This window comes from Streptomyces umbrinus (assembly GCF_030817415.1).
GTDB classification, from domain to species: Bacteria; Actinomycetota; Actinomycetes; order Streptomycetales; family Streptomycetaceae; genus Streptomyces; species Streptomyces umbrinus_A.
On record NZ_JAUSZI010000002.1, the window covers coordinates 10,680,839 to 10,704,315 of the forward strand.

Consider the following 23,477-nt stretch of genomic DNA (forward strand, 5'->3'; position numbering starts at 1 on the left):
CCGCATGAGGCGGCGGTGATGAGGGGACGGTCATGAGGCGGCGGTGCCCGGGCCGGGACGGGCGCCTACCGATGCCGTGGCCGGAAGGCCCCGAGGGCTGACGCCGGACAGATCATGGGCGGTCATGCTGTTGCGGTCGGCGACCGAGCGGCCCAGGGCGTGGTGCGGCCACAGCCCCCCGGCCACCCGGCGACTGCGCTCACCCCATTCACGGGCCTGCGCACTGCTGGTCTTGTAGTGGTTGAGGGCATAGCCGCCGGAGTGGATCCGGAGCAGGCTGAAGCCGCCGGGATAGTCCTTGGCGGCACTGACCTCCTGCAGCGTGACGTGCGGTGCCTGCGGCAGGAGGGTGCGCTTGTTGCGGTGGGTGTGGCCCGCGTGGTGGAGGAAGACACCGGGCGCGGAGGCGTAGGCGTCGAGGATGGAGCGGGCCTGGCGGCGGCCGAGGCGCTGCCCACCGCTCACGGGGAAGAGGGAGTCCCGCACGGTCAGCGGATGGTGGCCGAACACGACGGTGGGCTGATCGCCGCGCTCCTTCAACCGGGCCCGGAACCAGGAGAGTTGCTCGTCACCGAGCCCGCCGGCGTCGGCGCCGTTGCCGTCCTTCTCGTACGTGTCGAGCCCGATGATCCGCAACCCGCCGAGGTCGCGGGCGAAGTACGCGGGCCCCGTGCCGCCGAGGAACTCCGCGCGGAAGGCGTCTCCGGCGTCGCGGTGACGGGGCCGGTCGTGGTTTCCGCGTACGGCGAAGTAGTCCTGTCCGTGGCTGCCGAAGCCGTCCAGGATCCGCTTGGCCTCCGCCAGGTCCCGCGGCGCCCCGCCTGCCGAGATGTCCCCGGCGGCCAGCAGCAGATCCGCCCCGCGCCGCCGTGCCTCCTCGACCAGGGCCCGGGTCATGATCTCCGGATACGGCGCGAGCCCCGGTTCCTGCGCGACCCCACGCAGCAGGGGCAGGCCGGCCATCAGACCGGCGGTGGTCTCCCCGATGTGGAAGTCGTTGCAGAGCGCTATCGACAGCAGATGCCGCCCCGGCGGGGGCTGCGGTGTGGTGAAGGAGTACGGGCCCCCGCTCGAACCGAGCCCGTAGCGGTTGGTGCCGACGGCGTTGCCGCGGATGAGGTGCAGCGGCGTGGGTGTGGCCGCCGTGCCCCGCGAGCGGGCCTGGTAGTAGTACGTCTGCCCCGGCTCCAGGTCCGTGAGCTCGACATGGTGGTGCGCCGTGGGCCGGTCCTCCGCCGCGCTGCGGTCCAGCCGGGAGGGGTGGGTGCCGTAGACGACCTCACCCTCCGTGACGGCGGGGAGCATGTGGCCCAGTCCGTCGTTGGTGCCGGGCACCCCGGTGTACCAGGTGATGATGGCGCGGTCCTCGGTCAGGGTGACCAGTTCCAGGTGGACGGCCGTCAAGGCGTCGGGGTGGTGGGCGTGGCTCTTGCGTGTGGACCCGTGGAGGGCTCCGGCGGCTGCCCGCAGCAGGGTGGGGGCGAGCAGAGCACCCGAACGTAGGACTTCACAGGGAGAGGGCAGGGCCGACATGGCCGCGAGGGGAGCGGAGAAGCAGCAGCGCATGACTGAGTATGTGCCCGCATTCGGTGAACGCCAGTGGGGATGGCGAATGCGGCGCCCGGTACGGAATGCGACATCGACGCCCGATCACGGACATACTTGATCTTTCTCCGGGGTCTCACGCTCCCGTCGACGGGCCCAACAGGGTTGTGTCGCAAGGGATTTGGCGGGAGCCTGATGGCGCGTCAGTCGGGTCGGGTCGAAGCGCCGCTCCGGCGGGCGGGCTGCGCATTTCGCCCGGACGTGTTCTTCGCCACCTCCGGCGCGACGAGGCGTTTCCGTGGCCGGATCCCTCGTCGATGTCACGCTCCGCTCTTAGCTCGCTCCTCAGGGTCAACAGGCAGGCGGGGACTACTGATCGTTCGTACCCCTGCACGGCGGGGCACATCGACCGCGTACCGTGGGATCCATCAAGACCGGAGGTCACGCACATGTCCGCGCTACCGCACGAGCCGAGCCCGCAGGCCGATTCGGATCCGTACCAGTTCGAAGATCCCTACCAGCTTGAATTCGCCGAGGGCCCCCAGACGCTCGCCGAGTTGCGCGCCGCGCTCGAGGTGATGAACCCCGAGGTGCTGACCGCTTTCAACGCCCGGCTCGATTCCGCGAGGTTCGGTGCGGAGCAGGCCGAGGTCATCGCCAAGGCCCGCCGCGCCGTGGCGTTCTCGAAGCGTGCCGCGGAGGAGGCCGCCGCCGCGGTGGCCGCGGAGGAGGCCGCCGGTGATCCGCCGGCCGAGGATCTCTGGTCCCACCTGGACGTGCGCGACAGCGCTTCCTGACCCACTCCCGGTGTGTTTCACCGCCACCGGCTTAAACTGTGAGGGATACGCCGAGTCTTGAGGAGGAGCCGGGATGCCGCCGCACAGCCCTTCCGCGGCCGGTGTCCCGGACGAGGGCGACGAGCGGAGTGAGCCGCCCGTCCGGCAGGCCCTGTCGGACAGTGTCTACGAACGCATCAAGGCGATGGTCATGGACCACGAGATCGCCCCCGGCGCACGCGTGGGCATCGAGTCGCTGGCGCGAGCGCTCAAGGTCTCGCCGACCCCCGTCCGGGAGGCGCTGGCCCGGCTGGAGTCCGACGGCCTGGTGGTGAAGCGCGCTCTCTCCGGCTATCGGGCCACGGAGTTGCTGACCAGTCAGGGCCTTGAGGAACTCTTCGAGATGCGCCTGCTGCTGGAACCCAGGGCGGCCGCTCTGGCTGCCGCGAACGCCACCGAGGCGCAACTCGACGGCCTGGAACGGATCGTCGAGGAGATGCAGGTCCAACCGAGCCCGAACGGACGGTACGCGTCCTACCGCGACTTCGCCGCTCTCGACCAGCGCTTCCACGAGGCGATCGGACAGGCCGCGCACCGGCCGCTGCTGGCGGACGCGGTGGAGCGGCTCCACGCCCACCTGCACATCTTCCGGCTCAGCAACGTCGTCGGCGCGGGGGGCCCGACCGTCGCGGAGCACGAGCGGATCGTACGCGCGGTGCTGCGCCGCAATCCCGAGCGGGCGGCCGAGGCGATGACTGAGCACCTCACGCGCAGCATGGAACGCCAGCGCGACGAAGGCGACGAGCCCGCCCCCGCGTCCTCGATCCGGTAGATCCGGTAGATCCGGTAGATCCGGTAGATCCGGTAGATCCGGTAGATCCGGTAGATCCGGTAGATCCGGTAGACGCGCCGCGCCGCCTGACTCCGTCACTCCATGAGGAACACCTGTTCTGCCGTCGCCCACCACTCCCCGGTGGCCGCTTCCGCCACCGGCTCCTGGCAGGGGCCGGTGAGTCTCCACCACTGCTGCGTGGCTTCGTCCTCGGCCATCACGGCCAGGTCCGCCTCGAGATCGGCGCCGTGATATTCGAAGTAGCCGAACAGCCGGTCGCCCAGCAGATGGATCGAGTAGTTGGAGATGTGACTGCGCCGGATCCGGTCCAGCACCGCTGGGGGCACGTTGCGGTGCAACTCCCGGTATTCGTCGAGCTTTTCCGGCCGTACGGCGATGACCTGTGCCACGCGTTTCATCCGCTCACCGCCTTCGCGTCGGCCGCATCGGCGGTGGAGTCCGTGCGGTCGTGGATCAGGCGGATGACCCGGCCGCTCATGTGGTCGTAGTCCCGGTCGTTGTCGACCTCGCCGCGGACGCGGTGGTTCGTCATGACGACGATCCGGTCGGCGAGGGTGACCATCTCCGCCAGGTCGCTGCTGATCAGCAGGATGGGCAGGTCGTCGCGGGCCAGGTCCCAGATCAGTTCGTGGAAGGCGTGCTTGGTGCGGACGTCGACGCCCACCGTCGGCTCGTCGATGACGAGCAGCCGGGTGTCGGCGGCGAGCCACTTGGCGAGGCTGACCTTCTGCTGGTTGCCGCCGGAGAGTTCACCGGCGTTCTGCCCGAGCCCCGCGATGCGGATGCCGAGCCGCTCGACGAGGTCCTGCGCCACGTCACGCTCCTCGCGTGCCGAGACGAACCCGAGTGCCCTGGCGAGCCTCTTCCACACCGTCACCGTGATGTTGCGGACGATGGGCTGTTCCAGGAAGACGCCCTCCTCCTTGCGGTTCTCGGTGACGTATCCGATGCCGAACTTGTGCAGGGCCTGGCGCGGCGAGGTGATCCGGGCCGGCCTGCCGTGCACCCTGACCTCGCCGCCGGTGATGCGGTCCAGGCCGAGCACTGCCTTGACCAGTTCGCTCCGCCCGGCGCCGACCAGTCCGTACAGGCCGACGATCTCGCCGGGCCGGACCTCCAGGCTGACGTCACGGTGTCCGCCTGCCGTGGAGACCGCGTCCAGCGCGAGCGTCGGCACGGCGGACCGGTCGACCGTGCGTGGGCGCATCTCGGTCGCCGCGTGGGCGCGGCCCACCATGAGGCCGACGATGTCGTCGTGGGTGTGGTCGGCCAGCGGCGCGGACTCCAGCACCGACTTCCCGTCGCGCAGCACGGTGACGGTGTCGCAGACGGCGAAGACCTCCTCCAGCTTGTGGCTGACGAAGACGACACAGGCGCCGCGGGCGGCCAGCCGCCGGATCACCTCGAACAGCCGCTCCGTCTCCTGCGAGGAGAGGGAAGCGGTGGGTTCGTCAAGCAGCAGGACCCGGCTCTCGGTGTAGAGGGCCTTGGCCGTCTCCACCAGCTGCTGCTGTGCGACGGACAGTTCACGTACGGGCTGATGCGGATCGAGGTCGACACCGAGCTCCGCGAGGCAGGCCAGAGCAGGTTCGGTCATGGCCTCGCGGTCGACCAGCCCGCGGTTCGAGGGAGGCTTCTGCAGGGTGATGTTCTCCGCCACCGAGAAGCCCGGGATCAGGTTGCGTTCCTGGTGGACGACACCGATGCCGGTACGGGTCGCCTCCAACGGCGAGCGCAGGTGCACCGGTTCGCCGCACCACGTGAGGCGGCCGCCGTCGGGGGAGTGCACCCCGGTGAGGACCTTGATCAGAGTGGACTTGCCCGCGCCGTTCTCACCGAGGAGCGCGTGCACGGTGCCGGCGGTCAGCCGCAGCCCGACACCGTCCAGCGCCCGCACACCCGGGAAGACCTTGAGCAGGTCGTGGCATTCGAGAAGGAGCGTACTCACCGGGCACCTCCCGGCTGCGGCAGGACGGCGGGCGGCTGCTTGCCGCCCTCCGCCGGTGGGGCTGTTGTGCCACCCGTCTTCCCCAGCCGGGTCTGGTGCAGGCGGCCACCGGCGACCGTACCCAGGACGACCAGGCCGATGAGGAGGTTCACCCAGCTCGGGTCCAGCGAGAACTGCGCTCGCGCGGCATCGATCAGCCGCGTCACGAAGGCCGCAAGGACGGTCCCGAACACGGCGATCGAACCGCCGGTGAGTGCCACACCCCCGATGATGGGCGCGGCGAAGCTCGGCAGCAGCCAGTCACCGCCCACGCTGCGGTTGACGCCGGGCAGCGAGGCGGTGGCCGTCACGGCGGCCACACCGATCAGCAGCCCGGACAGCGTGTGTGCGACGACGATCTGCCGGTCGGTGGAGATACCGGAGAGCCGGGCTGCCAGGGGGTTGCCGCCCGCGGCGAGGAGCCGCCGGCCCGCGACCGTGCGGTACATGAAGGCGGCCAGCAGGGCCGCCGCGACGAGCGCGGTGACGAAGACGAGGGGGATGTTCAGCGGCGCCGCGGTGCCGAGGTCGCGCAGCGTGGGGGAGTAGCCGTCGACGGTACGGGTGCCGGTGAGCCGGTACTGCGCTCCCAGGAGGATCGTCATCGTGGCGAGGGTGACGATGAATCCGTTGATCTGGGTGGCCACGATGGCGAGGCCGGTCGCCAGACCGATGGCCGTCGCAGTGAGCAGGCCCACGATCACGGCGACCGCGGCGGGCACGCCGTGGTCGGCCATGAGGACGCCCGTCAGACAGGCGGTGAAGCCGCCCAGGGCGCCGACGGCGAGATTGAGCTGCCCCACGCACAGTGCCACCATCTGGGCCAGGCCGATGAGGATGGGGGTGGCCAGGTACTGGAGGAAGACACGCACCGAGGGGCCCTCGAAGAAGGCGCCCGACGAGGCCACACCCAGGGCCACGTATCCCGCCACGACCACGCACAGCAGCATCGCCGTCGTGGAACGGGAGAACCGGCGCAGCGACGCGCCGCCCCAACTCCCCCGATCGCGCAACGCGTTCAAGCGGTTCATGTCGAGCGCACCACCTTGCGACAGGACACCACGGTGCGGATCCGGTCGGCCGACAGGGCCAGCAGGAGGACGCAGCCGAGGTGGATGTTCAGGCTTTCCAGGCCGACGCCGAGCAGGTCGAGGCCCTTGCGGATCACGCCGACCAGGGCGGTGCCGAGCAGCGTGCCCAGTACGGATACCACCCCGCCGGTGAGCAGGGTGCCCCCGAGCACCGCACCCAGGAAGGAGGGCAGCATGAAGTCGTTGCCGATGGAGGCGCGGAACGTTCCCGTGCCGGCGGCGGCCATGAATCCGGCGAGCGCGGCGAGCAGCCCGGAGAGCGTGTGCGCGAGCAGGACACGGCGCCCGGTGGGAATGCCGGACAGCTCAGCGGCAGCCGGGTTGGCACCGGTGAGCAGCAGTTCCCTGCCGATGCGCGTGCACCCGTACAGGAAACCGAGGCCGAGCATGGCGAGCACGGTGAACTGTGCGATCTGCGGTATGGCGGGCGAGCCGCAGATGGGCCCTGCGCAGATGTCGGCGAGCGAGTAGGACCGCAGTTCGTCGATTCGGGACGGCCGGGTGGTGAACGCGGCGTCCTCGGTGAGTGCCGAGTACAGCAGGGACACCAGACCCAGCAGGGCGAAGTCCATCGCCAGCGTGACGACGAAGGAACTCACGCCGGTACGGGCGATCAGCCAGCCGGTGACGGCGCCGATGGCGGCACCGGCGGCCAGGCACAGCAACAGCCCGACAGGCATCGGCAGTCCGAGCCGGTCGTACCCGAGGCCCGCGAACATGGCCCCGAAGGCCGCCATCCGCCCGACCGCGAGATTCATGTGCCCCACCGACAGGGCGACCATCTGCGCGAGCGCCACAACGGTCAGCGTGGCGACGTCCCGCAGCAGCGGAAAGAGCACCAGGCGCTGGTCGAGGAACGCCGGCCGCAGCACACCGAAGAGGACACTGAGGCCGATGACCAGCACCAGCAGGCCGAGCCGCTGGTTGACCCAGAACGGCATGCGGTGACCTGTCGCCTTCTCCTCCGGGACGGTGTCCGGCGGGCTGATGGAGGTCGTCACGCCACCCTCCGGTCGTCGAGGGCGTCCAGGTCCCAGTCGATGCCGATGCCCGGTACGTCCGGGGCCACGGCCATGCCGTCGCGGATGGACAACTCGGTCCGGGTCACGGCGCGCAACTGCGGTATGTACTCGACGTATTGGCCGTTGGGCACCGCGGCGGCGAGGCTGACATGCAGTTCCATCAGGAAGTGCGGGCAGACCATGACGTTGTGACTTTCCGCCAGGTGGGCGACCTTCAGCCATGGTGTGATGCCGCCGATCCGGGCGGCGTCGACCTGCACGACGGAGGCGGCGCCGGCCTCCAGATAGCTGCGGAACTGCATGAGCGAGTACATGGACTCCCCGACGGCGACGGGAATCCGCGTCGCGCCCGCGAGACGGGCGTGACCGCTGATGTCGTCCGCGGGCAGCGGCTCCTCCAGCCAGTACGGGTCGTACGGCTCCAGCGCGGCCGCCAGCCGGAGGACGGAGGACGCCGTCTGGGACTGGTTGGCGTCGGTCATGATGTGCAGTGAGGGGCCCACGGCCTCGCGTACCGCGCGCAGCCGTTCCGCGTCCTCGGCGGGATGCGGACGGCCCACCTTGATCTTGACGCCCGCCCACCCCGCTTCCTGGGCCCGCAGGGCGCCCTTCACCAACTCCTCGGCGCTCAGATGGAGCCAGCCGCCCTCGGTGTCGTAGACCGGCACTTGTCGGCGGTGTCCGCCGGCCAGCCGCCACAGCGGCTCGCCCGCACGCTTGCACCGCACGTCCCACAGGGCGGTGTCCACGGCGGCGAGGGCGAGCGAGGTGATGGCTCCCGTGGTGGTCGCCCGGGTCAGGGCGAACAACCGCTGCCACAGCGCCTCGATGTTGCGGGCGTCCTGTCCGACGAGGGCGGGCAGCAGATGGTCGCGCAGCAGCGCCAGTACGGACGTGCCGCCGGTGCCGATCGTGTAGGTGTAGCCGGTTCCCGCGACGCATTCCGCCGTCTCCAGGTCGACCAGGACCGTCTCCTGTTTGACGAAGGACTGCACCGCGTCGGTACGGTCCTGCTCGACGGCGATGTCGGCCAGCCGGGCGGTCGCGGTCGTGATGATGCTCATCCAGCGAATCCGATTTCTGTCGTGGTCCGTCGAGGTCGGCCGTGGGTGGGCCGTGGGACGGGGGCGGGGCGGCGGTGGGTCAGCCGGGAGTCGGTCGAGGGTCCGTCGTGGTTCTGCTGTCGGGGGAGCCGGTCAGCCGCACAGGTCAGCCGCACGAGAGGATCTTGTCGGCGAACTCCGTCTTGAGCTGCGCGGTCTTCTTCTGCCGCGCCTTGTCGTAGGCGGAGACGTTCGCCTTGTCGACGACGAACGAACCGGAGTCCACCTCCACCCCGGGATAGCGCACGGTGCACTGCTTCGTCTGCAGCAGCGCCAGGGCCCACGTTCCGACCTCGGCCTGACCGACCGGGTTCTGCACCACGGTGGCCGTGACAGTGCCCTGCTCGATGCCGCCCAGGATCTTGGCGTCGTCGTCGATGGCGATGACCTTCGCCTTCGATCCGGACGTGCTGACGGCGTCCGCGGCGGCGACCGCCGGGTTGTAGGCGGTGGCGACGATGCCCGTGATCCTGTCGCCCTTGGCCGCCAGCAGGTCGGACACCGCCTTCTGCGCGGTCTGCAGGTCCGTGTCGATGTCGGTGATGGTCTGCAGGAGCTTCACCTTGCCGCCCGACTCCTTCACGGCCTGAGCGACACCCTTGATCCTCAACTGCGTATTGGCGTCGACGTTGTTGCCGGTCAGGTGGACCAGAGTGCCGCGGCCGCCCATGGCCTCGATCGCCGCCTTCGCGGCCTTGTGGGCGGCGAGTTCGACGTCGGTGGAGAGGCAGAAGTCGGCCTCGTCCTTGTCTCCGGAGGGGCAGGAACCCAGGGACGCCACGGGGAAGCCCTGCGATTTGAGGTCCGCGAAGGTCGAATTGATGTCGGTGGGGGAGACGCCGAACACCCCGAAGGAGTTGTAGCCGCGCGCCGCCAGCGTGGACAGCAGGTTGTTCTGCTTCTGCTGGTCCCACTCCGCCGTCTCGTCGAAGGTGACGGCCCCGAGGCCGTAGGTCTTTCGCGCGCTGGTGACCGCCGCCTTCCAGGGCTGGAAGTACGGGTGGGCGCCGCCGGGCACGAGGGCGACCTTGGTCCCGGAACCGTCCACGAGTTCGGCGCCGCCCGTCCGTGCGGCCGGCGCGGCCTGACCACCGGACTCGGTGCCCGAGTTCTTGTAGGTACAGGCCGCTGTCCCCGAGGCCAGCACCACGGCCGCGACAACTCCGGGCAGGACGGATCTGGTTGGGAAGAGCATGCCCCACCCCTGAAGAATCAGATAGGAAATCGATGCCGAGATCGTGGGACAGGAACGCCGGCGCGTCAAGACTTGCGGCACGGGCCGGTGGCGCAAGGGGGAGGTTTACGCTGCTAAGTCGCGGATATGGCTGGCTGCAGGGCGACCGCGGAGGGCGTGGTGCTCGCGCTTCCCGGCAGGTCGAGGTGCCTGCAAAATCATATAGGAAACTGGAGTAGCCGTGCCTGAGGTCGGCGCCCGAGCCATGGCCAAGGAAGTGCCTCGGAGTACCCAAGAGCGGTTCAACACTTGATCATGGTTCATCAATGCTCGTCCATGATTCGGCAAGCTGTACGAAGGGGTGTTGAGTCGGACGTACGTTCCCGTCCGTGATCTCTGACCCAGCACCCCACAGAGCTGTCCGCCAGTCGCGGACGGCCTCCGTCGCCCCGCTCTCCGGCGCGACACCTCCCGCCCGGCGCTCCCTCCTCCGCGCCGCGCTCACCGGGACCGCGGTCCTCGGCGCCGGCCTGGCCGTGGGCGCCGCGCCCGCGGCCGCCGCACCCCCCACCGCTCCCGCGCGCAAGCGGCCCACCACCGCCGAGGAGGCCCTGCGTGAGCTGGCGGCGGGCAACCGCCGCTGGAGCACGTTCCGTGAGCGGCATCCCGACGAGTCTCCCGCCGTCCGGCAGTCGCTGACGACCGCTCAGCACCCCTTCGCCCTCCTGCTCGGCTGCATCGACTCCCGGGTGCCTCCGGAGCTGGTCTTCGACCAGGGCCTCGGCGACCTGATGACCGTACGCAGCGCGGGCCAGGTCCTCGACGAGGCCGTGCTCGGCAGCCTCGCGTACGGGGTGCTCGAACTGGGGATCCCGCTGCTCATGGTGCTCGGCCACCAGTCGTGCGGGGCCGTGAAGGCCACGGTCCAGGCGGACGAGTCGGGTGAGGAACTGCCCGCCCACATTCAGTACTTGGCCGATCAGATCAGCCCGGCCATCGACCGCACCAAGGAGGGCGACGCGCGCATCGACGCGACGATCGACGCCAACATACGGCTCATACGGTCACGCCTCGCGGCGGAGCCCGACCTCGCCGCCAAGGTCGACTCGGGCGCGCTGGCCATCGTCGGTGCCCGCTACGAACTGACCACCCAGCGAGTGCACCGCATCGGCTGAGCGACGTCCACACGGGGGGGCGACCGCGCCGCGGTCGCCCCCTGCGTGAAGGTCAGCGGGCGGTGCTCAGCCAGGTCAGCGGGTCCATGTACTGGCCGTCGAGGAGGACCTCGAAGTGCAGGTGGGGTCCCGTGGACAGGCCGGTGGAGCCGACGAGCCCGATCGGGGACCCGGTGGTCACGGTCTGGCCCGCCGTGACCTGGAGGGCCGACAGGTGACTGTAGGTCGTCTGCAGCCGCTTGCCATCGGTCGTGCCGTGGTCGATCACCACACGGACCCCGTACGCCGAGGTCGTGCCCGCGAACTCGATCCGGCCGTCACGCGCGGCGGAGACCTGTGCCCCTTGAGGTGCGCCGAAGTCCACTCCCGTGTGGAGCTTGGTGACCCCGGTGAGCGGATGCGTACGCGATCCGAAGGACGAGGTGACCGTGAGTGTGCTGACGGGGTGGGTCAGTACGGCGCTGGCGTTCTGGCCGCCGTTCTGCTCGGGGGTTCGACGGACGAGCGCGTCGTACCGCGGAAGCCGCGCCTTGACCTGCTTGAGGAACGTGCGAGCGTCGGCGGGCACGCGGCCCGCCCGCTTCACGGTGTCCGTCCCGACCGTGTACGCGGCGAGAGTGAGGTCCACCAGGTTGCCGCTGACCGTTCCCTCGGTCCTGAGGTCGGTGACCTTCTCGGCGAGGGAGCAGTCCTGCCTGCCGAGGGCCATGATGGCGTCCTCCGTATCGCGCGGCGAGGAACGGCCGTTGGAGTTGTCGTCCCGACCCCAGGTCCGCCATTGGGCGTCCGTGAAGCCTGCGATCCCCTGCTGAGACAGGCTCGCGCCGTCGTTGCTCCACCCGGAGAGCTGATCGATCTGTGCGGCGAGCAGTGAGGGAGTGACGACCGTGCAGGCATCGGCCGCCTTGCGCAGCCAAGGGACGTACGAGGCATCGACATTGGCGACGGATGTCTGTGCCGGATCCGGCCCCTCGGACTGGTCGGGAGAGAGCCCGCCGGTCAGAGCCAGGTATCCCGAAACCCCGATCAGCGCCACCAGACTGGGCGCCACGATCAGGGCGAAGGGGCCGGGACCGCGGCGCCGCGGCCGTGGCTTCTCGTCCGTGGTCGGTGTCGTCGACGGGTGTTCATGCTGAGGTGGTTCATCGTCGATGACGTCCTCGGGCGCCGTGGCACCCGTCGGTCCGTCCGGCCCGGCATGATCCGCCGACTCCGTACGTGTCCGGTGCCCACTGAACGCGGTGTCGTCACCTGCTCGTTCGGCCGTGCCCGCCGCCTTGTGGACGACTGCCGCGCCTTCCCTCTCCTCGGTCACGTGCCGGGCTGGCTGCGCAGACGTAGTGAGGCTGGGAGTGGTCTCGACGGAATGTTCATGCTCACATTCGGACGCTAACGGTCCTTCGACCGCACGTCACCGGCCATCGAGGCACATCGGCCTGCCCGAAGGGGCAGTTCTGCGAGGCTTGCCGCCGTGCTTCCGGGTCTGCGACGATCGCTGGCCCCGCGCCGCGGCAACACATCGCGACAACAGGTCGCGGCAGTCAAGGAGGTCCGGTGCACAGACGGTGGCTGTTCATTGCGGTGGCCGGGGTGCTCATCGTCGCCTCCTTGATCGTGGGGTTGCTGGTCGACCACAAGGGCGATACCGGGGACGCCGAGGCCAAGCCCGCTGCCGGCACCCAGGCGGATGTCCCGCCCGCGACCGTGTCTCCGACCGCGTCCGTCAGTGCGACCGGAGCGTCGGCGAAGCCGTCGGCCAAGAGAACTCCGCGGAAGGAGTCCGCCCGCCCGACCGCCACGTCGGCGAAGCCCTCGGCCGCGGACACCTCGCGAGCCGGGTCCGCCGCCGCTCCGTTGGCGGGACGCATACGGCCGGGTGCCACGTACCGAGGCGTCGCCACGTTCTACGACGCGGACGGTTCGGGCGCCTGCATGTACGACGCGAGCGGCGACGTCATGACCGCGGCGATGAACAGCACCGACTACGAAACCGCCAAGGCGTGCGGGGCGTACGTACTCGTCCGCGCGGCCGACGGGGCCTCCGTCACGGTTCGCATCACCAACGAATGCCCGGGGGACTGCGCACCCGGTCAGATCGACCTCAGCGCGGAGGCCTTCGCCAAACTCGCCCAGCCCTCGGCCGGCAAGATCCCGATCACCTGGACGCTGGCGAGCCCGAGTGCCGCCGGCACGGTCTCGGTCCGGTACAAGACCGGGTCCAGCCGCTACTGGTGTGGCATCCAGGTCATCGGTCACCGTAATCCGGTGGCCCGGCTCGAAGTACGCGCGGGCAGCGGCTGGCGTCAGCTGTCTCGCGCCGAATACAACTACTTCATCTCCGACGACGGCACCGGGTGCGGCGGGGCGATCAGGGTCACGGACATCTTCGGAGAGCAACTCACGCTCAACGGGGTCGCGTTGACGGCGAACGCCGTGCAGTCGACCGGGGCTCAGTTCGCCAGGCACTGATCCGGGCCGGCCTTCCGACCACCCCGTTCACTCGGACGATGCCCGGGCTCCGACCAGCCAACTGGCGGCGGTGAAGCGGACTTCCGTGCCATGCACAAAAGGGTCGAAGGCGGCGCGGACCGTTTCGACGACCCGCGCGCGGGTCTGCTCGTCCGCCTCGCCCAGGATCAGGCCGAGTGGACCGAACCGGGAGAAGTAGCGGATCAACTCGCTCTCGGGGAGCGTGCAGGTCACGTCCTTCGGCTGGATGTCGATCCCGGTCCAGCCGGCCTCCGCCAGGATGCGCCGGACCCTGTCCGCGTCCGCGAAGGCGAACTGCCCCGGCTCGTCCGGCCGGCGGGCGGGGAGGTTCGGGAGGAGCGGTGCCGCGGCGCGTTCGGCCGTCGTCATGAACGGATTCTCCGCCGGGCCGCGCCACGCGATGAACCGGAGCGCGGCCCCGTCCTTCGCGGCACGCCGCAGGTTCGCGAAGGCCCGGACGGAGTCCTTGAAGAACATGACGCCGAAGCGCGACATGACCGCGTCGTAGGTGGCGGGCTCGAACGCGTACTCCTGCGCGTCGGCGTGGATGAAGGACGCCGACGTATCCGTCTGCTCGGCGAGCGCACGGGCCGCGGCGAGCATCGGCTCGGAAACGTCGACGCCGACGATGTGCCCTGCCGCACCTAGCCGCCGCGCCACGGCAAGGGTGGTGGAGCCGGTGCCGCAGCCGACGTCGAGCACACGGCCTCCCTCGCCGAGCACATGGCCTTCCTGATCGGCGGACATCGCTTCGACGAGGAGGTCCTCAAAGGGCTTGAGCACGCCGTTCACCAGTGCCTGCGCCTCGACCCAGGCACTGGCGGCGGGCCCGTTCCAGCGTGCCGCCTGCTCGTCATCGGTCCTGTGCGTGGCGTCCATGTCCGTCTCCTCTGCCTGTCCTCTGCTTGCCTTCAACGGGCCTCGGTGAGAGCGTGCTACTTCAAGTCGACTTGAGGTCAAGAGAATGACAGACCTGGACATCTCCGAGGTGGCGCACCGCGCCGGGGTTCCCGCCTCGACGCTGCGGTTCTACGAGGAGAAGGGGCTCATCGCCCCGACCGGCCGGCGGGGCCTGCGCCGTCAGTACGATCCCGGCGTACTGGAGCGCCTGGCGCTGATCGCGTTGGGGCGGACCGCCGGGTTCTCGCTCCACGAGATCGCGCTCATGATCGCGCCCGACGGGCAGCCACGCATCGACCGGCAGATGCTCACGGACAAGGCGGAGGAGCTGGACAGGACGATCCGCGAACTCGGCGTCCTGCGCGATTCCCTGCGGCACGCCGCCGCCTGTCCCGCGCCGAGCCATATGGAGTGCCCCACCTTCCGCCGCATTCTCAAGGCCGCCGTCTCCGGCGTCGTCGGAGTCCCGAGGAAACGGGCTCCGGGGCCACCGTGACCCCGGTACCCAGCGTAGGCAGCGCGAACACGCCGGGGCGCGGCTTGTAGGGTGCGTCCCATGTCGGACGCTTCGCCCCGCCCCGAGCCGTTCACACCACACACCGATCCCGCGGTGCTGGAAGACCTCCGTACGCGGCTGCGCGCGACGCGCTGGCCGGATGCGCCCGAGGACGCCGGGTGGTCGCTCGGCACCGACATCGCCTACCTCCGCGAGCTGACCGCCTACTGGGCGGACGGGTTCGACTGGCCCGCGCAGGAGGCGGCGCTCGCCCGACTGCCCCGCTTCCGCGTCCCGCTCGGCGGCCTGGGCATCCACTTCGTACACGCCCGGGCAGTCGCGCCGACCGGGCCCGTCCTGCCGCTCGTCCTCAGCCATGGTTGGCCGGACTCGTTCTGGCGCTATACGAAGGTCGTCCCGCTCCTCACCGATCCCGGCGCGCACGGCGGCGACCCTGCCGACGCGTTCGACGTGGTTGTTCCCGACGCGCCGGGCTTCGGGTACTCCGACCGTCCCACGGGCCCGCCGCTCGACTCCATCGCCGTCGCCGGACTGTGGGCCGAGCTCATGGGTGTCCTCGGCTACGAGCGGTTCGGTGCGGCGGGCGGGGACATCGGCAGCCATGTGAGCCGCTACCTCGCGCTGGACCACCCCGACCGGGTCGCGGCCGTCCACCGTATGGACGGCGGCCTGCCCGTATACACCGGAGACCCGGCGGACCTCGCGCCCGAGGAACGCGCCTGGATCGAGGGCGTCGCTGCCTGGAGCGCGATCGAAGGCGCCTACGCCGCCATGCACCGCACGAAGCCCCAGACCGCCGCCGTCGGGCTCACCGACTCGCCGGCCGGGCTCGCCGCGTGGATCGTCGAGAAGCTCCGGGCGTGGAGCGACTGCGACGGTGACATCGAGCGGGCGTTCACCAAGGACGAGATCCTCACGAACGTCACGCTCTACTGGCTTACGGGGACGATCGGTTCGTCGATGCGCATGTACAACGCGAACGGCGCGATCCCGCCCGCGCAACTCGCCCGCCGGGTCGAGGTACCGTCCGGCTTCTCACTCTTCCGCGGCGACATCGTGCGCCCACCGCGGGCCTGGCTCGAACGCACCACGAACGCCGTACGCGTGACCGAACCCCCGCGCGGCGGGCACTTCGCACCGTTCGAGGAACCCGAGTCGTACGCGGAAGAGGTGCGCGCGTTCTTCCGCCCGTTCCGGGCAGCGGCGACGGCAGCGGCAGCCGCATCGGGCTGAGGGCGTGTGCCGCCGCAAAGCGCACGCCGGCACACCGGCCTGCCCCCGTACGCGGACAGGCCGTGGCCTCCCGAGAAGCCACGGCCTACTACCAGGCCCCACGGCCCACCAGCCCCGCCCAACGACCTACCGCGCCCCCGCCAGCACCTCCGCGGCGGCCACCCCGGAAGCAGCGGTGGCGCCATGCGTGAAGATCTGAACCGCCCCCGGAACAGCGGCACTCGGCAGACCCATCTCCACGACGATCGCGTCGGGACGCGCCGCGATGAGGTCCGCGAGGGCGCGGGCCATCCACTCGTGCCGGGAGGCGTCCCTGACGACAACGACGAGGGGGCGCCCGGCGGCCGGTTCCAGCGCGCAGGTCTTCAGGGCGCTCATGGCGGCGGGGTGTGAGTCCAACTCCTGGTGCCGCACCCGGACTGTGGTCGTGCCGGGCAGCCGTTCGCTCAGCGGGGCGGCGACACCCCAGGGGGTCTCCTTGCCGATGGCCAGGTTGGTGGTGGCCACGAACTCCACCACGTGCGGCGCGGCGGACAGGGGCAGGGCGTCCCGTGCCGCTCCGGCCAGCCGGATGGCGCGACGGGCGGCCGTGAAGCCGATGTCGTTGCTGATCGCGTCGACGGTGTCGGCCTTGACCAGGCCGGCCGACCAGTCGGCGAACGCCCGTACCCGCCCGGCTGCTTCCTCCAGCCGCTCCCGGGTGAGGTCACCGGAGGCCACGGCGTCGGCGAGGGCGCCGGCGAGGAGGCCGACGGTGGCCTCCTCGGCGTTCTCGCCGCCGACACAGACCGCGTCGGCACCGGCGGCGACCGCTTTCACCGTGGCGCCGTCGATCCCGTAGAGGTCGGCGACGGCACCCATCTCGATGGCGTCGGTGACCGTCATCCCCTCGAACCCGAGCTCCCCGCGGAGCAGGTCGCCCAGGATGCGCGGGCTGAGCGTGGCGGGCAGGTCGCGATCGTACGCGGGGACCAGGAGGTGGCCGCTCATCACCGCGCGAACACCCGCGTCCAGGGCGGCCCGGAACGGTGGCAGGGCCTGGGCTGCGATCTCGTCGCGGTCGGCACCGTACGTGGGCAGGCCGTGGTGGGAGTCGACGGCGACGTCGCCGTGGCCGGGGAAGTGCTTGGCGCAGGCGGCGACGCCGGCCGACTGGAGTCCCCGGATCCATGCGGCGGTGTGCCGGGACACCACCTTCGGGTCGACGCCGAAGGACCTGACCCCGATGATCGGGTTGTCGGGGTTGGAGTTGACGTCCGCGCTGGGCGCGTAGTCGAGACTCACGCCGATGGCGCGCAGTTGGCGGCCGAGGCCGGCGGCGACGGACTCGGTGAGCTCGGTGTCGTCGACGGTTCCGAGGGCGAAGTTGCCCGGCCGGGTGGAGCCGGTCGCGGACTCGATCCTGGTGACGTCGCCGGCCTCCTCGTCGATGGCGATGATCAACTCGGGGTTTTCCGCGCGCAGTTGCGCGGTCAGTCGGGCGACCTGGTCCAGTGAGACGATGTTGCGGGAGAAGAGCACGACGGATGCGAGCCCGTCGCCGATCTCGCGCAGAACCCAGTCCGGTGCCTCGGTGCCCACGAACCCCGGCTGCAGGACGGAGAGCGCCAGCCGCCGCAACTCCTTGCTGTGCTTGCTGGAGACCATCGAGTGCGTTCGCCTTTCGGGTAGGTCCCGCGCGTCGGTGCCGCCGATGACGACGCATCGACACCACGACACGGCTTGGTACAGACCAATGAGTCTCCGCTCAGGCTAACCGCTTGTGTCAAGAGGTGTGTTGGGTCGCCGCGTAGGTGGTGTCCTGGGGCTGTTGTGCCAGGTGGTCCGCCTCGTGGGTGCTCTCAATCGGTCTTCGGGGCAGGTGATTTGGGTGCGACGCGCAGTCAACGACCATGTTTGACACGACGGTTGGTCTAGTCCAGGTTAGTGGCACGCGAGTTCGAGGGGGGCTGGCGCGGCACCCGATGCAGTGACCCTGCAGGCCGGCCGTCCCTCCTCATGCCGTGCGACGTGCGCTGCTTTCGGCGTCGTCGTACAGCGCCGGTGCGCGTCCGGAAGCGGGCTGCGCAGACCGCCGCCCGTCCGGATCCACGCGATTCACGTGCCGCGAGCCACCGGTGACCGCGTTTCCGTCCCCGTCGACCTCTCCGTCGGCGGGGAATCCCGAGGTCCGGAGCACTGCATGCCCATGCCTGACGACTATCTCCATCGAGCCGCGTCTCGCGTCCCCTACTTCAGTTCGGACGGCGAGACCTATCTGGCGCAGACCCCGCTGCGCGACCTCAAGAAGACAGTCCCGCTCAGGGTGCTGTCCGAGGAAGACCTGGCCTTATGGCAGACCTACGGCTACGTCGTGGTGAAGCAGGCCATCCCCGCCTCCGCTGCCCGAAGCCTGCTGGACTTCAGCTGGGACTTCCAAGGACTCGACCCCGAGCGTCCGGACACCTGGTACGAGGATCGCGAGTACCGCTCGGACCTGGACCGTGACCTGCACATCTACGGGTTCGTCGAGGCCTACCAGCACCAACTCCTCTGGGACAGCCGCCAGGCGCAGCGCGTCTACGACGCCTTCGTCGACGTATGGGACTGCGAAGAACTGTGGGTGACCCTCGACCGGCTCAACCTGAACCCGCCCAACATCAAGAACCGCGACCGGGCCCTCATCCCGCGTACGGACGAGGGCTTCGACATCGAGCTGCACTGGGACGTCGACACCACGCTCGGCATACCGCCGCAGCGGGTCCAGGGGATCATCGCGCTCAACGACACCAGTCCGGAACTCGGCGGCTTCCAGTGCTGCCCCGAGCTGTTCCGGCAACTGGACCGGTGGAAGGCACTTCAGCCGGACGACCGTGACCCGATCCGGCCCAGGATCGACAAGGCCGAATTCCCCGTCGTACGACCGGAACTCGAAGCCGGCGACCTGCTGATCTTCAACGGCCTCCTGGCACACGGAGTGGCCCCCAACACCTCCACCCGCAACGGCGTGCGGGCGGTGCAGTACCTGTCGATGATGCCTGCGCTGGAGACCCACCGGACCCTCAGGGACTCACGGGTCGAGTCATGGCGCACCCTCAGCACACCGGACTGGAACGCGACCCTGCTCGGCGACGCCACGCGACACGAGTCCCTGAGGTACGGCAGGGCCGAACTCAGCGACCTGGGCGCCAAGTTGCTGGGACTCGCGTCCTGGAACGGTCCGGAACTGGACGAGCCGGTCGGAGAAGCGGCATGCGCAGAATATGTCTGACCCTTCCCACCAACAGGCCCTGTTCCGCGACGATCGAGGCCATCGGTGAGGAAGCGGCCTACGCGGCCGAGCACTTCGACACCGAGGTGCACCTGCTGATCCTGGACTCCTGCGACGCACCCGCCCACGCGGAACACGCCGAGACCGTGCGCCGCCTCCCCGTCGGCCCGCGGATCGTCGTACACCACCTCGACGAGGCGCGGCAGCGGGACTTCCTCCAGCGGGCGATCGGCCGGGCCGGGGCCACGAAGCCCGACCTCCTGCTGGAAATGATGCTCCCCGCGGGCCTCTCCTACGGTGCCTGCACCAACCGGGCGTTCCTCATCGGTGCCGCGCTCGGCTGCGAGTCCGTGCACCGCAGGGACTCCGACAGCCGGTACCAGGTCGTGAACGGCGAGACCGTCTTCCCCATCCATCACGAACTCACCTCGCTCGGCCGACGCGCGGCCGACGCCGCGCACGACGTCACCGAGAACGCCCTGGCCACACAGCACGCGGACAAGCGGGTCGCGATGGTGGGCAGCTCCTTCGTGGGCGAACTGTCCGTGGACATCGGCTCGATCCTCCGGATCGACCCGGACGTCTACTACGACCTGGTCAGCCTCTGGGCACCCGGCCACTGGTCGGCCGAGCAGAAGAGGGAACTCGTCGACGAGTCCTTCCGCGGCGCGGGCACGGACCCGTTCGCCCGGGACCACTCGACGCTCGCCCTGGTCGACCCCATGCGCGTGGACATGTGCAACATCAGCTTCCACGGGGTGCACGAACACGTGCCGCTGCCACCGGCCACCGACACCATCGGCAGCGACTACTTCCTGATCCACCTGGTCCACGACGCCGCGCTGCCCGGGGTGCTGCACAACCGGAACATCGTGAACTTCTACACCGGCGAACGCAGAACGGACGCGGGCTTCACGGCGTACCAGATGCGCTACGTCAAGTTCCTGCTGTCGATGCTCTACTTCAACGTCGTCTACGACGGGATGGCCGAGGCCGGCCCGGAGTTGACCGACGAGCGGGGACAGGTGCGTGCGTCCGTCGTCGCTCGGCTGGTGACCGAGAGCACGCGGCTCGACCGCATGGAGAACGTCCAGCGGTTGGACGCCCTCGACACGGCGTACCGGAAACTGGGCGGCGCGTACGCCAAGTTCGCCGACCACCTGGCCACGCGCCGCGAACAGCTCCTCGACGAGGCCCGCAGCGACATGGAGGACTTCGCCCTCCTGACCGAGGCATGGGGGCCGCTGGTGCACGCGGCCCGGCACACCCCCGTACACACCTCACCGGGGCGGCCGGGGTGAGGGCGGCCACGACGCGCAAGTCAGCAACACCTGAGCCGGCAACACATGAGTCCGAGGCCCTGCTCGCCGCGCTGGCGGCCGCCGACGGGGACCGGATCGTCTTCGACCTGACCGGCATCGAGGACCGCTACGAGACGCTGCGGCGCGAACTGCCCGGAGTCCAGGTGCGGTTCGCGATGAAGGCCTGTCCGGTGGACGAAGTGCTCGCGTGTCTGGCGGCGAAGGGCGCCGGAGTGGACGGGGCCAGCCCGCGTGAACTGGAGCAGGCGCTGCGGGCGGGGGTGCCGCTCGACCGGATGCACTACGGCAACACCGTCAAGTCAGACCGGGACATCGCCGACGCCCATCGTCTCGGCGTCAGGGACTTCGCGACCGACAGCCTGGAGGACGTGGCGGCCATCGCCGTCCATGCCCCGGGTGCCCGGGTGTTCTGCAGGCTGACGACCAGCGGTGAAGGGGCGCTGTGGGGCCTCAGCAACAAGTTCGGCTGCTCACCCGCCGACGCCGTACAGGTGCTTGAGGCGGCACGGGCACAGGGACTGACACCGTCGGGTCTGTCCGTGCACGTCGGGTCCCAGCAGATGACGGCGGACGCTTGGCACAGCGCCGTCGAGTCCCTGGCGGACGTCCTGACCGCCCTGGGCCGGCGCGGGATGTCCCTGGACCATGTCAACCTCGGCGGCGGTCTCCCGGCCCTCGGATACCTCGACAGGTTCGGCATGCCCCTGGATCCGCCGATGGACAAGATCTTCGCCGTGATCCGCGAGGGGATGCGGTACCTGAGGGGCGTTCACGGCGACCACCTCCAGTTCGTCATGGAGCCCGGACGCCATCTGGTCGCCGACCAGGGAGCCATCCGGGCCCATGTGGCCCGGCTCGCAGAGCGGCGGGGACCGGACGGCGAGCGGCAGCACTGGCTCTATCTGAGCTGCGGCAAGTTCAACGGCCTCTACGAGATGGACGCCCTGCAGTACCGGCTCGTGTTTCCCACGCACCACGACGCCGAGTACGTTCCCGCCGTCGTGGCGGGTCCCACCTGCGACAGCGACGACGCCTACCTCCATGAACACGGCGGTCTCGTCCACGTACCCAAGGACCTGGCGTCGGGGGATCCGGTCTGGGTGATGTCCAGCGGTGCCTACGCGATCAGTTACATGACCCAGGGCTTCAACGGTTTCGATCCGCTCCCGTACACCTCGACGAGGGCGGGCCGGCCGTGACCGACGTCGTACACATACGCCACATCACCGAGGCCGACTGGGACGGCATCGTGGCGATCGAGTCCCGTGCGTACGCCGGACTCGGCCTGTCGGAGGGCCGCGCGGCACTTCGGTCGCGGGCGGAGATCTCGCCGGGTACGTGCTTCGTCCTGGACGTCGGGTCCGGACCGGCCGGCTACCTCCTGGCGTTGCCCTATCCGGCCCTCAGTTACCCGGACCTGGAACGGGCCGAGGAGGCGGTGGTCCCGCCGCTTCCTGCATCCGCCTCCCGCAATATCCACTTGCACGACATCGTTGTCGCGGAGGGCCTTCGCGGCAGGGGACTGGGGCAGCGCCTTCTTCACCACTTCACCCTGACGGCCCGGTCGCGCGGGTACGAACGGATCTCGCTGATCGCCGTCGGCCGCAGCGACACGTTCTGGTCGGCCCGCGGCTACACCGCACACCCGGGGATCTCGCCCGGCGGCTACGGCGCGAACGCCGTCTACATGTCCAAGGCGGTGCCGACCGACCTGGGTGCACAGCCTGAGCCGACCGGCGTGGTGCCGCGCGGCCCCTCCGTCCCGACGAAGCGAGCTGATGCGCGTGTCCCGTGTCCATGACCCCTTCCTTCGCAGCCAGTTGGCGATCGCCGCGCTGTTCTGCTCCCTCGGCTTCCAGTACGCCACCTGGGCCGCGCGGATCCCGGCCATCAAGGCGGACCTCGGCCTGACCGCGGCCGAGGTGGGTGTGCTGCTGATGGCGGCCGGGATCGGCGCGGTGGCGTCGTTCCCCGTGGTCCCGGTGCTCATGAAGCGGCTGGGTTCGGCGCGGCTCGCGCTCCTGTCGGCCCTCTGCCTGACCCTCCTGCTCCTGGCGCTGGCCGCCGCGCCGAACTATCCGGTCGCCCTGCTGGTCATGTGCGCGGACGGCATCTTCGTGGGATGCCTGAACGTCGCCATGAACGCGCAGGGCGCGGCCCTTGAGTCGCGGCACGAACGCAACACCATGGCCAGACTGCACGCGACCTTCAGCGGTGGCTCGTTGCTCGCGGCGCTCCTCGCCTCCGGCATGAACGCGGCGACGTCGTCGGTGGCGGCGCACTTCGGAGTGGCGGCCGTGATCCTCGTCCTGCTGACCGCCGCCGCGCGCCCCGGGCTTCTCGCCGAGGACGCGCCCGCCGAGGAGAAGGAGCAGAAGATCCGCGGCAGTTGGAACCTTCCGTCCCGTATGACGCTGTGGATGTGCTGCGCCATGGTGTTCGGCACCCTGACCGAGGGTGCCATGACGGACTGGTCCGCCCTCTACATGAAGGACGTCGCCAAGGCGTCGGCGGAACTCGCGCCCATGGGCATCGCCGTGGTGTCGGGGATGATGGTGCTGGCCCGACTCTTCGCCGACGGCTGGCGCAGCCGCTGGGGTGACGGACGTGTTGTTCTCCTCGGCAGCGCGCTGGCCGCCGCCGGGCTGGCCTTCGCCCTGGTGAGCGGGGGAGTGGTCCCCGCCCTCATCGGGTTCGCCTGCGTCGGACTGGGATGCGCGGCCGTGACGCCCTGTGTCTACGTGGCCGCCGCCAAACAGGGCTCGGACGCGCTGGCTCTTGTCGCCGCCACGGGCACGGCGGGCCTGCTGGCCGGCCCGCCGTTCATCGGTTTCGTGGCGAATGCCAGCAGCCTGGTGTGGGGGCTGGGGGTGGTCGCGGCCGCGGCGGTCGTGGTGTCCCTGTGCAGCACCCGGATCCGCTGGACACCGGTCAGCAGCTGACCCAATACGCCGGTCGTCGATTCAGTCATGGACAGGTCCCGTAGGCAGTGCCGCCTGCGAGACCTGCCCCGGCATGTGCCGGGGACGAGTCGTTCTC

At 70.0% G+C, this 23,477-nt stretch carries 21 protein-coding genes; 11 read left to right on the plus strand and 10 right to left on the minus strand.

All coding sequences use genetic code 11. The features are described from left to right. Window positions 1–30: 30 nt before the first annotated feature. On the minus strand, window positions 31–1,566 hold the full coding sequence (locus QF035_RS47340; protein ID WP_307528374.1) for a purple acid phosphatase family protein: 1,536 nt from the start codon (window positions 1,564–1,566) through the stop codon (window positions 31–33). A 428-nt stretch (window positions 1,567–1,994) separates the two neighbouring features. On the opposite strand from QF035_RS47340, the gene QF035_RS47345 reads away from it, so the two are divergent. Beyond that, window positions 1,995–2,342 carry a hypothetical protein gene (locus tag QF035_RS47345; protein ID WP_307528375.1) on the plus strand — a complete coding sequence of 116 codons (348 nt, stop codon included), beginning with the start codon at window positions 1,995–1,997 and terminating at the stop codon, window positions 2,340–2,342. Window positions 2,343–2,415: 73 nt separating this feature from the next. Next, window positions 2,416–3,153, plus strand: coding sequence for a GntR family transcriptional regulator (locus QF035_RS47350; RefSeq protein ID WP_307528376.1), 738 nt, complete (start codon window positions 2,416–2,418; stop codon window positions 3,151–3,153). Window positions 3,154–3,248: 95 nt separating this feature from the next. Here the strand turns inward: QF035_RS47350 and QF035_RS47355 are convergent, their stop codons facing one another. From QF035_RS47355 to QF035_RS47380, 6 genes are all read right to left on the minus strand, one after another. Continuing rightward, entirely contained in the window at window positions 3,249–3,572 is a 324-nt protein-coding gene (locus tag QF035_RS47355; protein WP_307528377.1) for an L-rhamnose mutarotase, read from the minus strand. After that, entirely contained in the window at window positions 3,569–5,122 is a 1,554-nt protein-coding gene (locus tag QF035_RS47360) for a sugar ABC transporter ATP-binding protein (RefSeq protein WP_307528379.1), read from the minus strand. The genes QF035_RS47355 and QF035_RS47360 overlap by 4 nt, the downstream gene beginning before the upstream one ends. Next, window positions 5,119–6,192, minus strand: a complete 1,074-nt coding sequence (locus QF035_RS47365) for an ABC transporter permease (protein ID WP_307528381.1) — start codon at window positions 6,190–6,192, stop codon at window positions 5,119–5,121. The genes QF035_RS47360 and QF035_RS47365 overlap by 4 nt, the downstream gene beginning before the upstream one ends. After that, complete coding sequence (locus QF035_RS47370) at window positions 6,189–7,253, minus strand: ABC transporter permease (protein WP_307528384.1); 1,065 nt, start codon at window positions 7,251–7,253, stop codon at window positions 6,189–6,191. Before QF035_RS47370 ends, QF035_RS47365 begins: the two co-directional genes overlap by 4 nt. Beyond that, window positions 7,250–8,338 carry a mandelate racemase/muconate lactonizing enzyme family protein gene (locus tag QF035_RS47375; protein WP_307528386.1) on the minus strand — a complete coding sequence of 363 codons (1,089 nt, stop codon included), beginning with the start codon at window positions 8,336–8,338 and terminating at the stop codon, window positions 7,250–7,252. Before QF035_RS47375 ends, QF035_RS47370 begins: the two co-directional genes overlap by 4 nt. 145 nt (window positions 8,339–8,483) lie before the next feature. Beyond that, complete coding sequence (locus QF035_RS47380; RefSeq protein ID WP_307528387.1) at window positions 8,484–9,572, minus strand: substrate-binding domain-containing protein; 1,089 nt, start codon at window positions 9,570–9,572, stop codon at window positions 8,484–8,486. Window positions 9,573–9,940: 368 nt separating this feature from the next. On the opposite strand from QF035_RS47380, the gene QF035_RS47385 reads away from it, so the two are divergent. Next, the gene (locus tag QF035_RS47385) at window positions 9,941–10,726 is read left to right on the plus strand and encodes a carbonic anhydrase (RefSeq protein WP_307528389.1); all 786 of its coding nucleotides are present in this window, start codon (window positions 9,941–9,943) and stop codon (window positions 10,724–10,726) included. A gap of 52 nt (window positions 10,727–10,778) precedes the next feature. Here QF035_RS47385 and QF035_RS47390 read toward each other — a convergent pair whose 3' ends face one another. Continuing rightward, window positions 10,779–11,879: a M23 family metallopeptidase gene (locus QF035_RS47390; RefSeq protein WP_373467024.1), complete on the minus strand. Its 1,101-nt coding sequence runs from the start codon at window positions 11,877–11,879 to the stop codon at window positions 10,779–10,781. Window positions 11,880–12,280: 401 nt separating this feature from the next. Between QF035_RS47390 and QF035_RS47395 the strand changes: the two genes are divergently transcribed. Next, window positions 12,281–13,195 (plus strand): expansin EXLX1 family cellulose-binding protein, encoded by a 915-nt coding sequence (locus QF035_RS47395; RefSeq protein WP_307528392.1) that lies wholly within the window; start codon window positions 12,281–12,283, stop codon window positions 13,193–13,195. 27 nt (window positions 13,196–13,222) lie between these two features. Here the strand turns inward: QF035_RS47395 and QF035_RS47400 are convergent, their stop codons facing one another. Continuing rightward, window positions 13,223–14,095: a class I SAM-dependent methyltransferase gene (locus QF035_RS47400; RefSeq protein ID WP_307528395.1), complete on the minus strand. Its 873-nt coding sequence runs from the start codon at window positions 14,093–14,095 to the stop codon at window positions 13,223–13,225. Window positions 14,096–14,180: 85 nt separating this feature from the next. Between QF035_RS47400 and QF035_RS47405 the strand changes: the two genes are divergently transcribed. Next, the gene (locus QF035_RS47405; RefSeq protein WP_307528397.1) at window positions 14,181–14,612 is read left to right on the plus strand and encodes a helix-turn-helix domain-containing protein; all 432 of its coding nucleotides are present in this window, start codon (window positions 14,181–14,183) and stop codon (window positions 14,610–14,612) included. 60 nt (window positions 14,613–14,672) lie between these two features. Continuing rightward, window positions 14,673–15,866 (plus strand): epoxide hydrolase family protein, encoded by a 1,194-nt coding sequence (locus QF035_RS47410; protein WP_307528398.1) that lies wholly within the window; start codon window positions 14,673–14,675, stop codon window positions 15,864–15,866. 126 nt (window positions 15,867–15,992) lie between these two features. On the opposite strand, the gene QF035_RS47415 is transcribed toward QF035_RS47410, so the two are convergent. Continuing rightward, complete coding sequence (locus QF035_RS47415) at window positions 15,993–17,513, minus strand: glycoside hydrolase family 3 protein (protein WP_307528399.1); 1,521 nt, start codon at window positions 17,511–17,513, stop codon at window positions 15,993–15,995. Between the two features lie 535 nt (window positions 17,514–18,048). Between QF035_RS47415 and QF035_RS47420 the strand changes: the two genes are divergently transcribed. Genes QF035_RS47420 through QF035_RS47440 form a run of 5 tightly spaced genes read left to right on the plus strand, consistent with a single transcriptional unit; the run spans window position 18,049 to window position 23,380 of the window. Then, a complete protein-coding gene (locus QF035_RS47420; protein ID WP_307528400.1) occupies window positions 18,049–19,116 on the plus strand; it encodes a phytanoyl-CoA dioxygenase family protein in 1,068 nt (355 codons plus the stop codon). After that, window positions 19,098–20,417: a DUF6271 family protein gene (locus tag QF035_RS47425; RefSeq protein ID WP_307528401.1), complete on the plus strand. Its 1,320-nt coding sequence runs from the start codon at window positions 19,098–19,100 to the stop codon at window positions 20,415–20,417. The genes QF035_RS47420 and QF035_RS47425 overlap by 19 nt, the downstream gene beginning before the upstream one ends. Then, window positions 20,351–21,637: a type III PLP-dependent enzyme gene (locus tag QF035_RS47430; RefSeq protein ID WP_373466835.1), complete on the plus strand. Its 1,287-nt coding sequence runs from the start codon at window positions 20,351–20,353 to the stop codon at window positions 21,635–21,637. Before QF035_RS47425 ends, QF035_RS47430 begins: the two co-directional genes overlap by 67 nt. After that, window positions 21,634–22,239, plus strand: a complete 606-nt coding sequence (locus tag QF035_RS47435) for a GNAT family N-acetyltransferase (protein ID WP_307528402.1) — start codon at window positions 21,634–21,636, stop codon at window positions 22,237–22,239. Before QF035_RS47430 ends, QF035_RS47435 begins: the two co-directional genes overlap by 4 nt. Beyond that, window positions 22,217–23,380 (plus strand): MFS transporter, encoded by a 1,164-nt coding sequence (locus QF035_RS47440; RefSeq protein WP_307528403.1) that lies wholly within the window; start codon window positions 22,217–22,219, stop codon window positions 23,378–23,380. The genes QF035_RS47435 and QF035_RS47440 overlap by 23 nt, the downstream gene beginning before the upstream one ends. Window positions 23,381–23,477 lie beyond the last annotated feature (97 nt).

Coding starts and splice junctions, on each gene's coding strand:
- QF035_RS47340 (WP_307528374.1), bottom strand. CDS start 1,566: ATGCGCTGCTGCTTCTCCGCTCCCCTCGCGGCCATGTCGGCCCTGCCC.
- QF035_RS47345 (WP_307528375.1), top strand. CDS start 1,995: ATGTCCGCGCTACCGCACGAGCCGAGCCCGCAGGCCGATTCGGATCCG.
- QF035_RS47350 (WP_307528376.1), top strand. CDS start 2,416: ATGCCGCCGCACAGCCCTTCCGCGGCCGGTGTCCCGGACGAGGGCGAC.
- QF035_RS47355 (WP_307528377.1), bottom strand. CDS start 3,572: ATGAAACGCGTGGCACAGGTCATCGCCGTACGGCCGGAAAAGCTCGAC.
- QF035_RS47365 (WP_307528381.1), bottom strand. CDS start 6,192: ATGAACCGCTTGAACGCGTTGCGCGATCGGGGGAGTTGGGGCGGCGCG.
- QF035_RS47375 (WP_307528386.1), bottom strand. CDS start 8,338: ATGAGCATCATCACGACCGCGACCGCCCGGCTGGCCGACATCGCCGTC.
- QF035_RS47380 (WP_307528387.1), bottom strand. CDS start 9,572: ATGCTCTTCCCAACCAGATCCGTCCTGCCCGGAGTTGTCGCGGCCGTG.
- QF035_RS47400 (WP_307528395.1), bottom strand. CDS start 14,095: ATGGACGCCACGCACAGGACCGATGACGAGCAGGCGGCACGCTGGAAC.
- QF035_RS47405 (WP_307528397.1), top strand. CDS start 14,181: ATGACAGACCTGGACATCTCCGAGGTGGCGCACCGCGCCGGGGTTCCC.
- QF035_RS47410 (WP_307528398.1), top strand. CDS start 14,673: ATGTCGGACGCTTCGCCCCGCCCCGAGCCGTTCACACCACACACCGAT.
- QF035_RS47415 (WP_307528399.1), bottom strand. CDS start 17,513: ATGGTCTCCAGCAAGCACAGCAAGGAGTTGCGGCGGCTGGCGCTCTCC.
- QF035_RS47420 (WP_307528400.1), top strand. CDS start 18,049: ATGCCCATGCCTGACGACTATCTCCATCGAGCCGCGTCTCGCGTCCCC.
- QF035_RS47425 (WP_307528401.1), top strand. CDS start 19,098: ATGCGCAGAATATGTCTGACCCTTCCCACCAACAGGCCCTGTTCCGCG.
- QF035_RS47430 (WP_373466835.1), top strand. CDS start 20,351: ATGGGGGCCGCTGGTGCACGCGGCCCGGCACACCCCCGTACACACCTC.
- QF035_RS47440 (WP_307528403.1), top strand. CDS start 22,217: ATGCGCGTGTCCCGTGTCCATGACCCCTTCCTTCGCAGCCAGTTGGCG.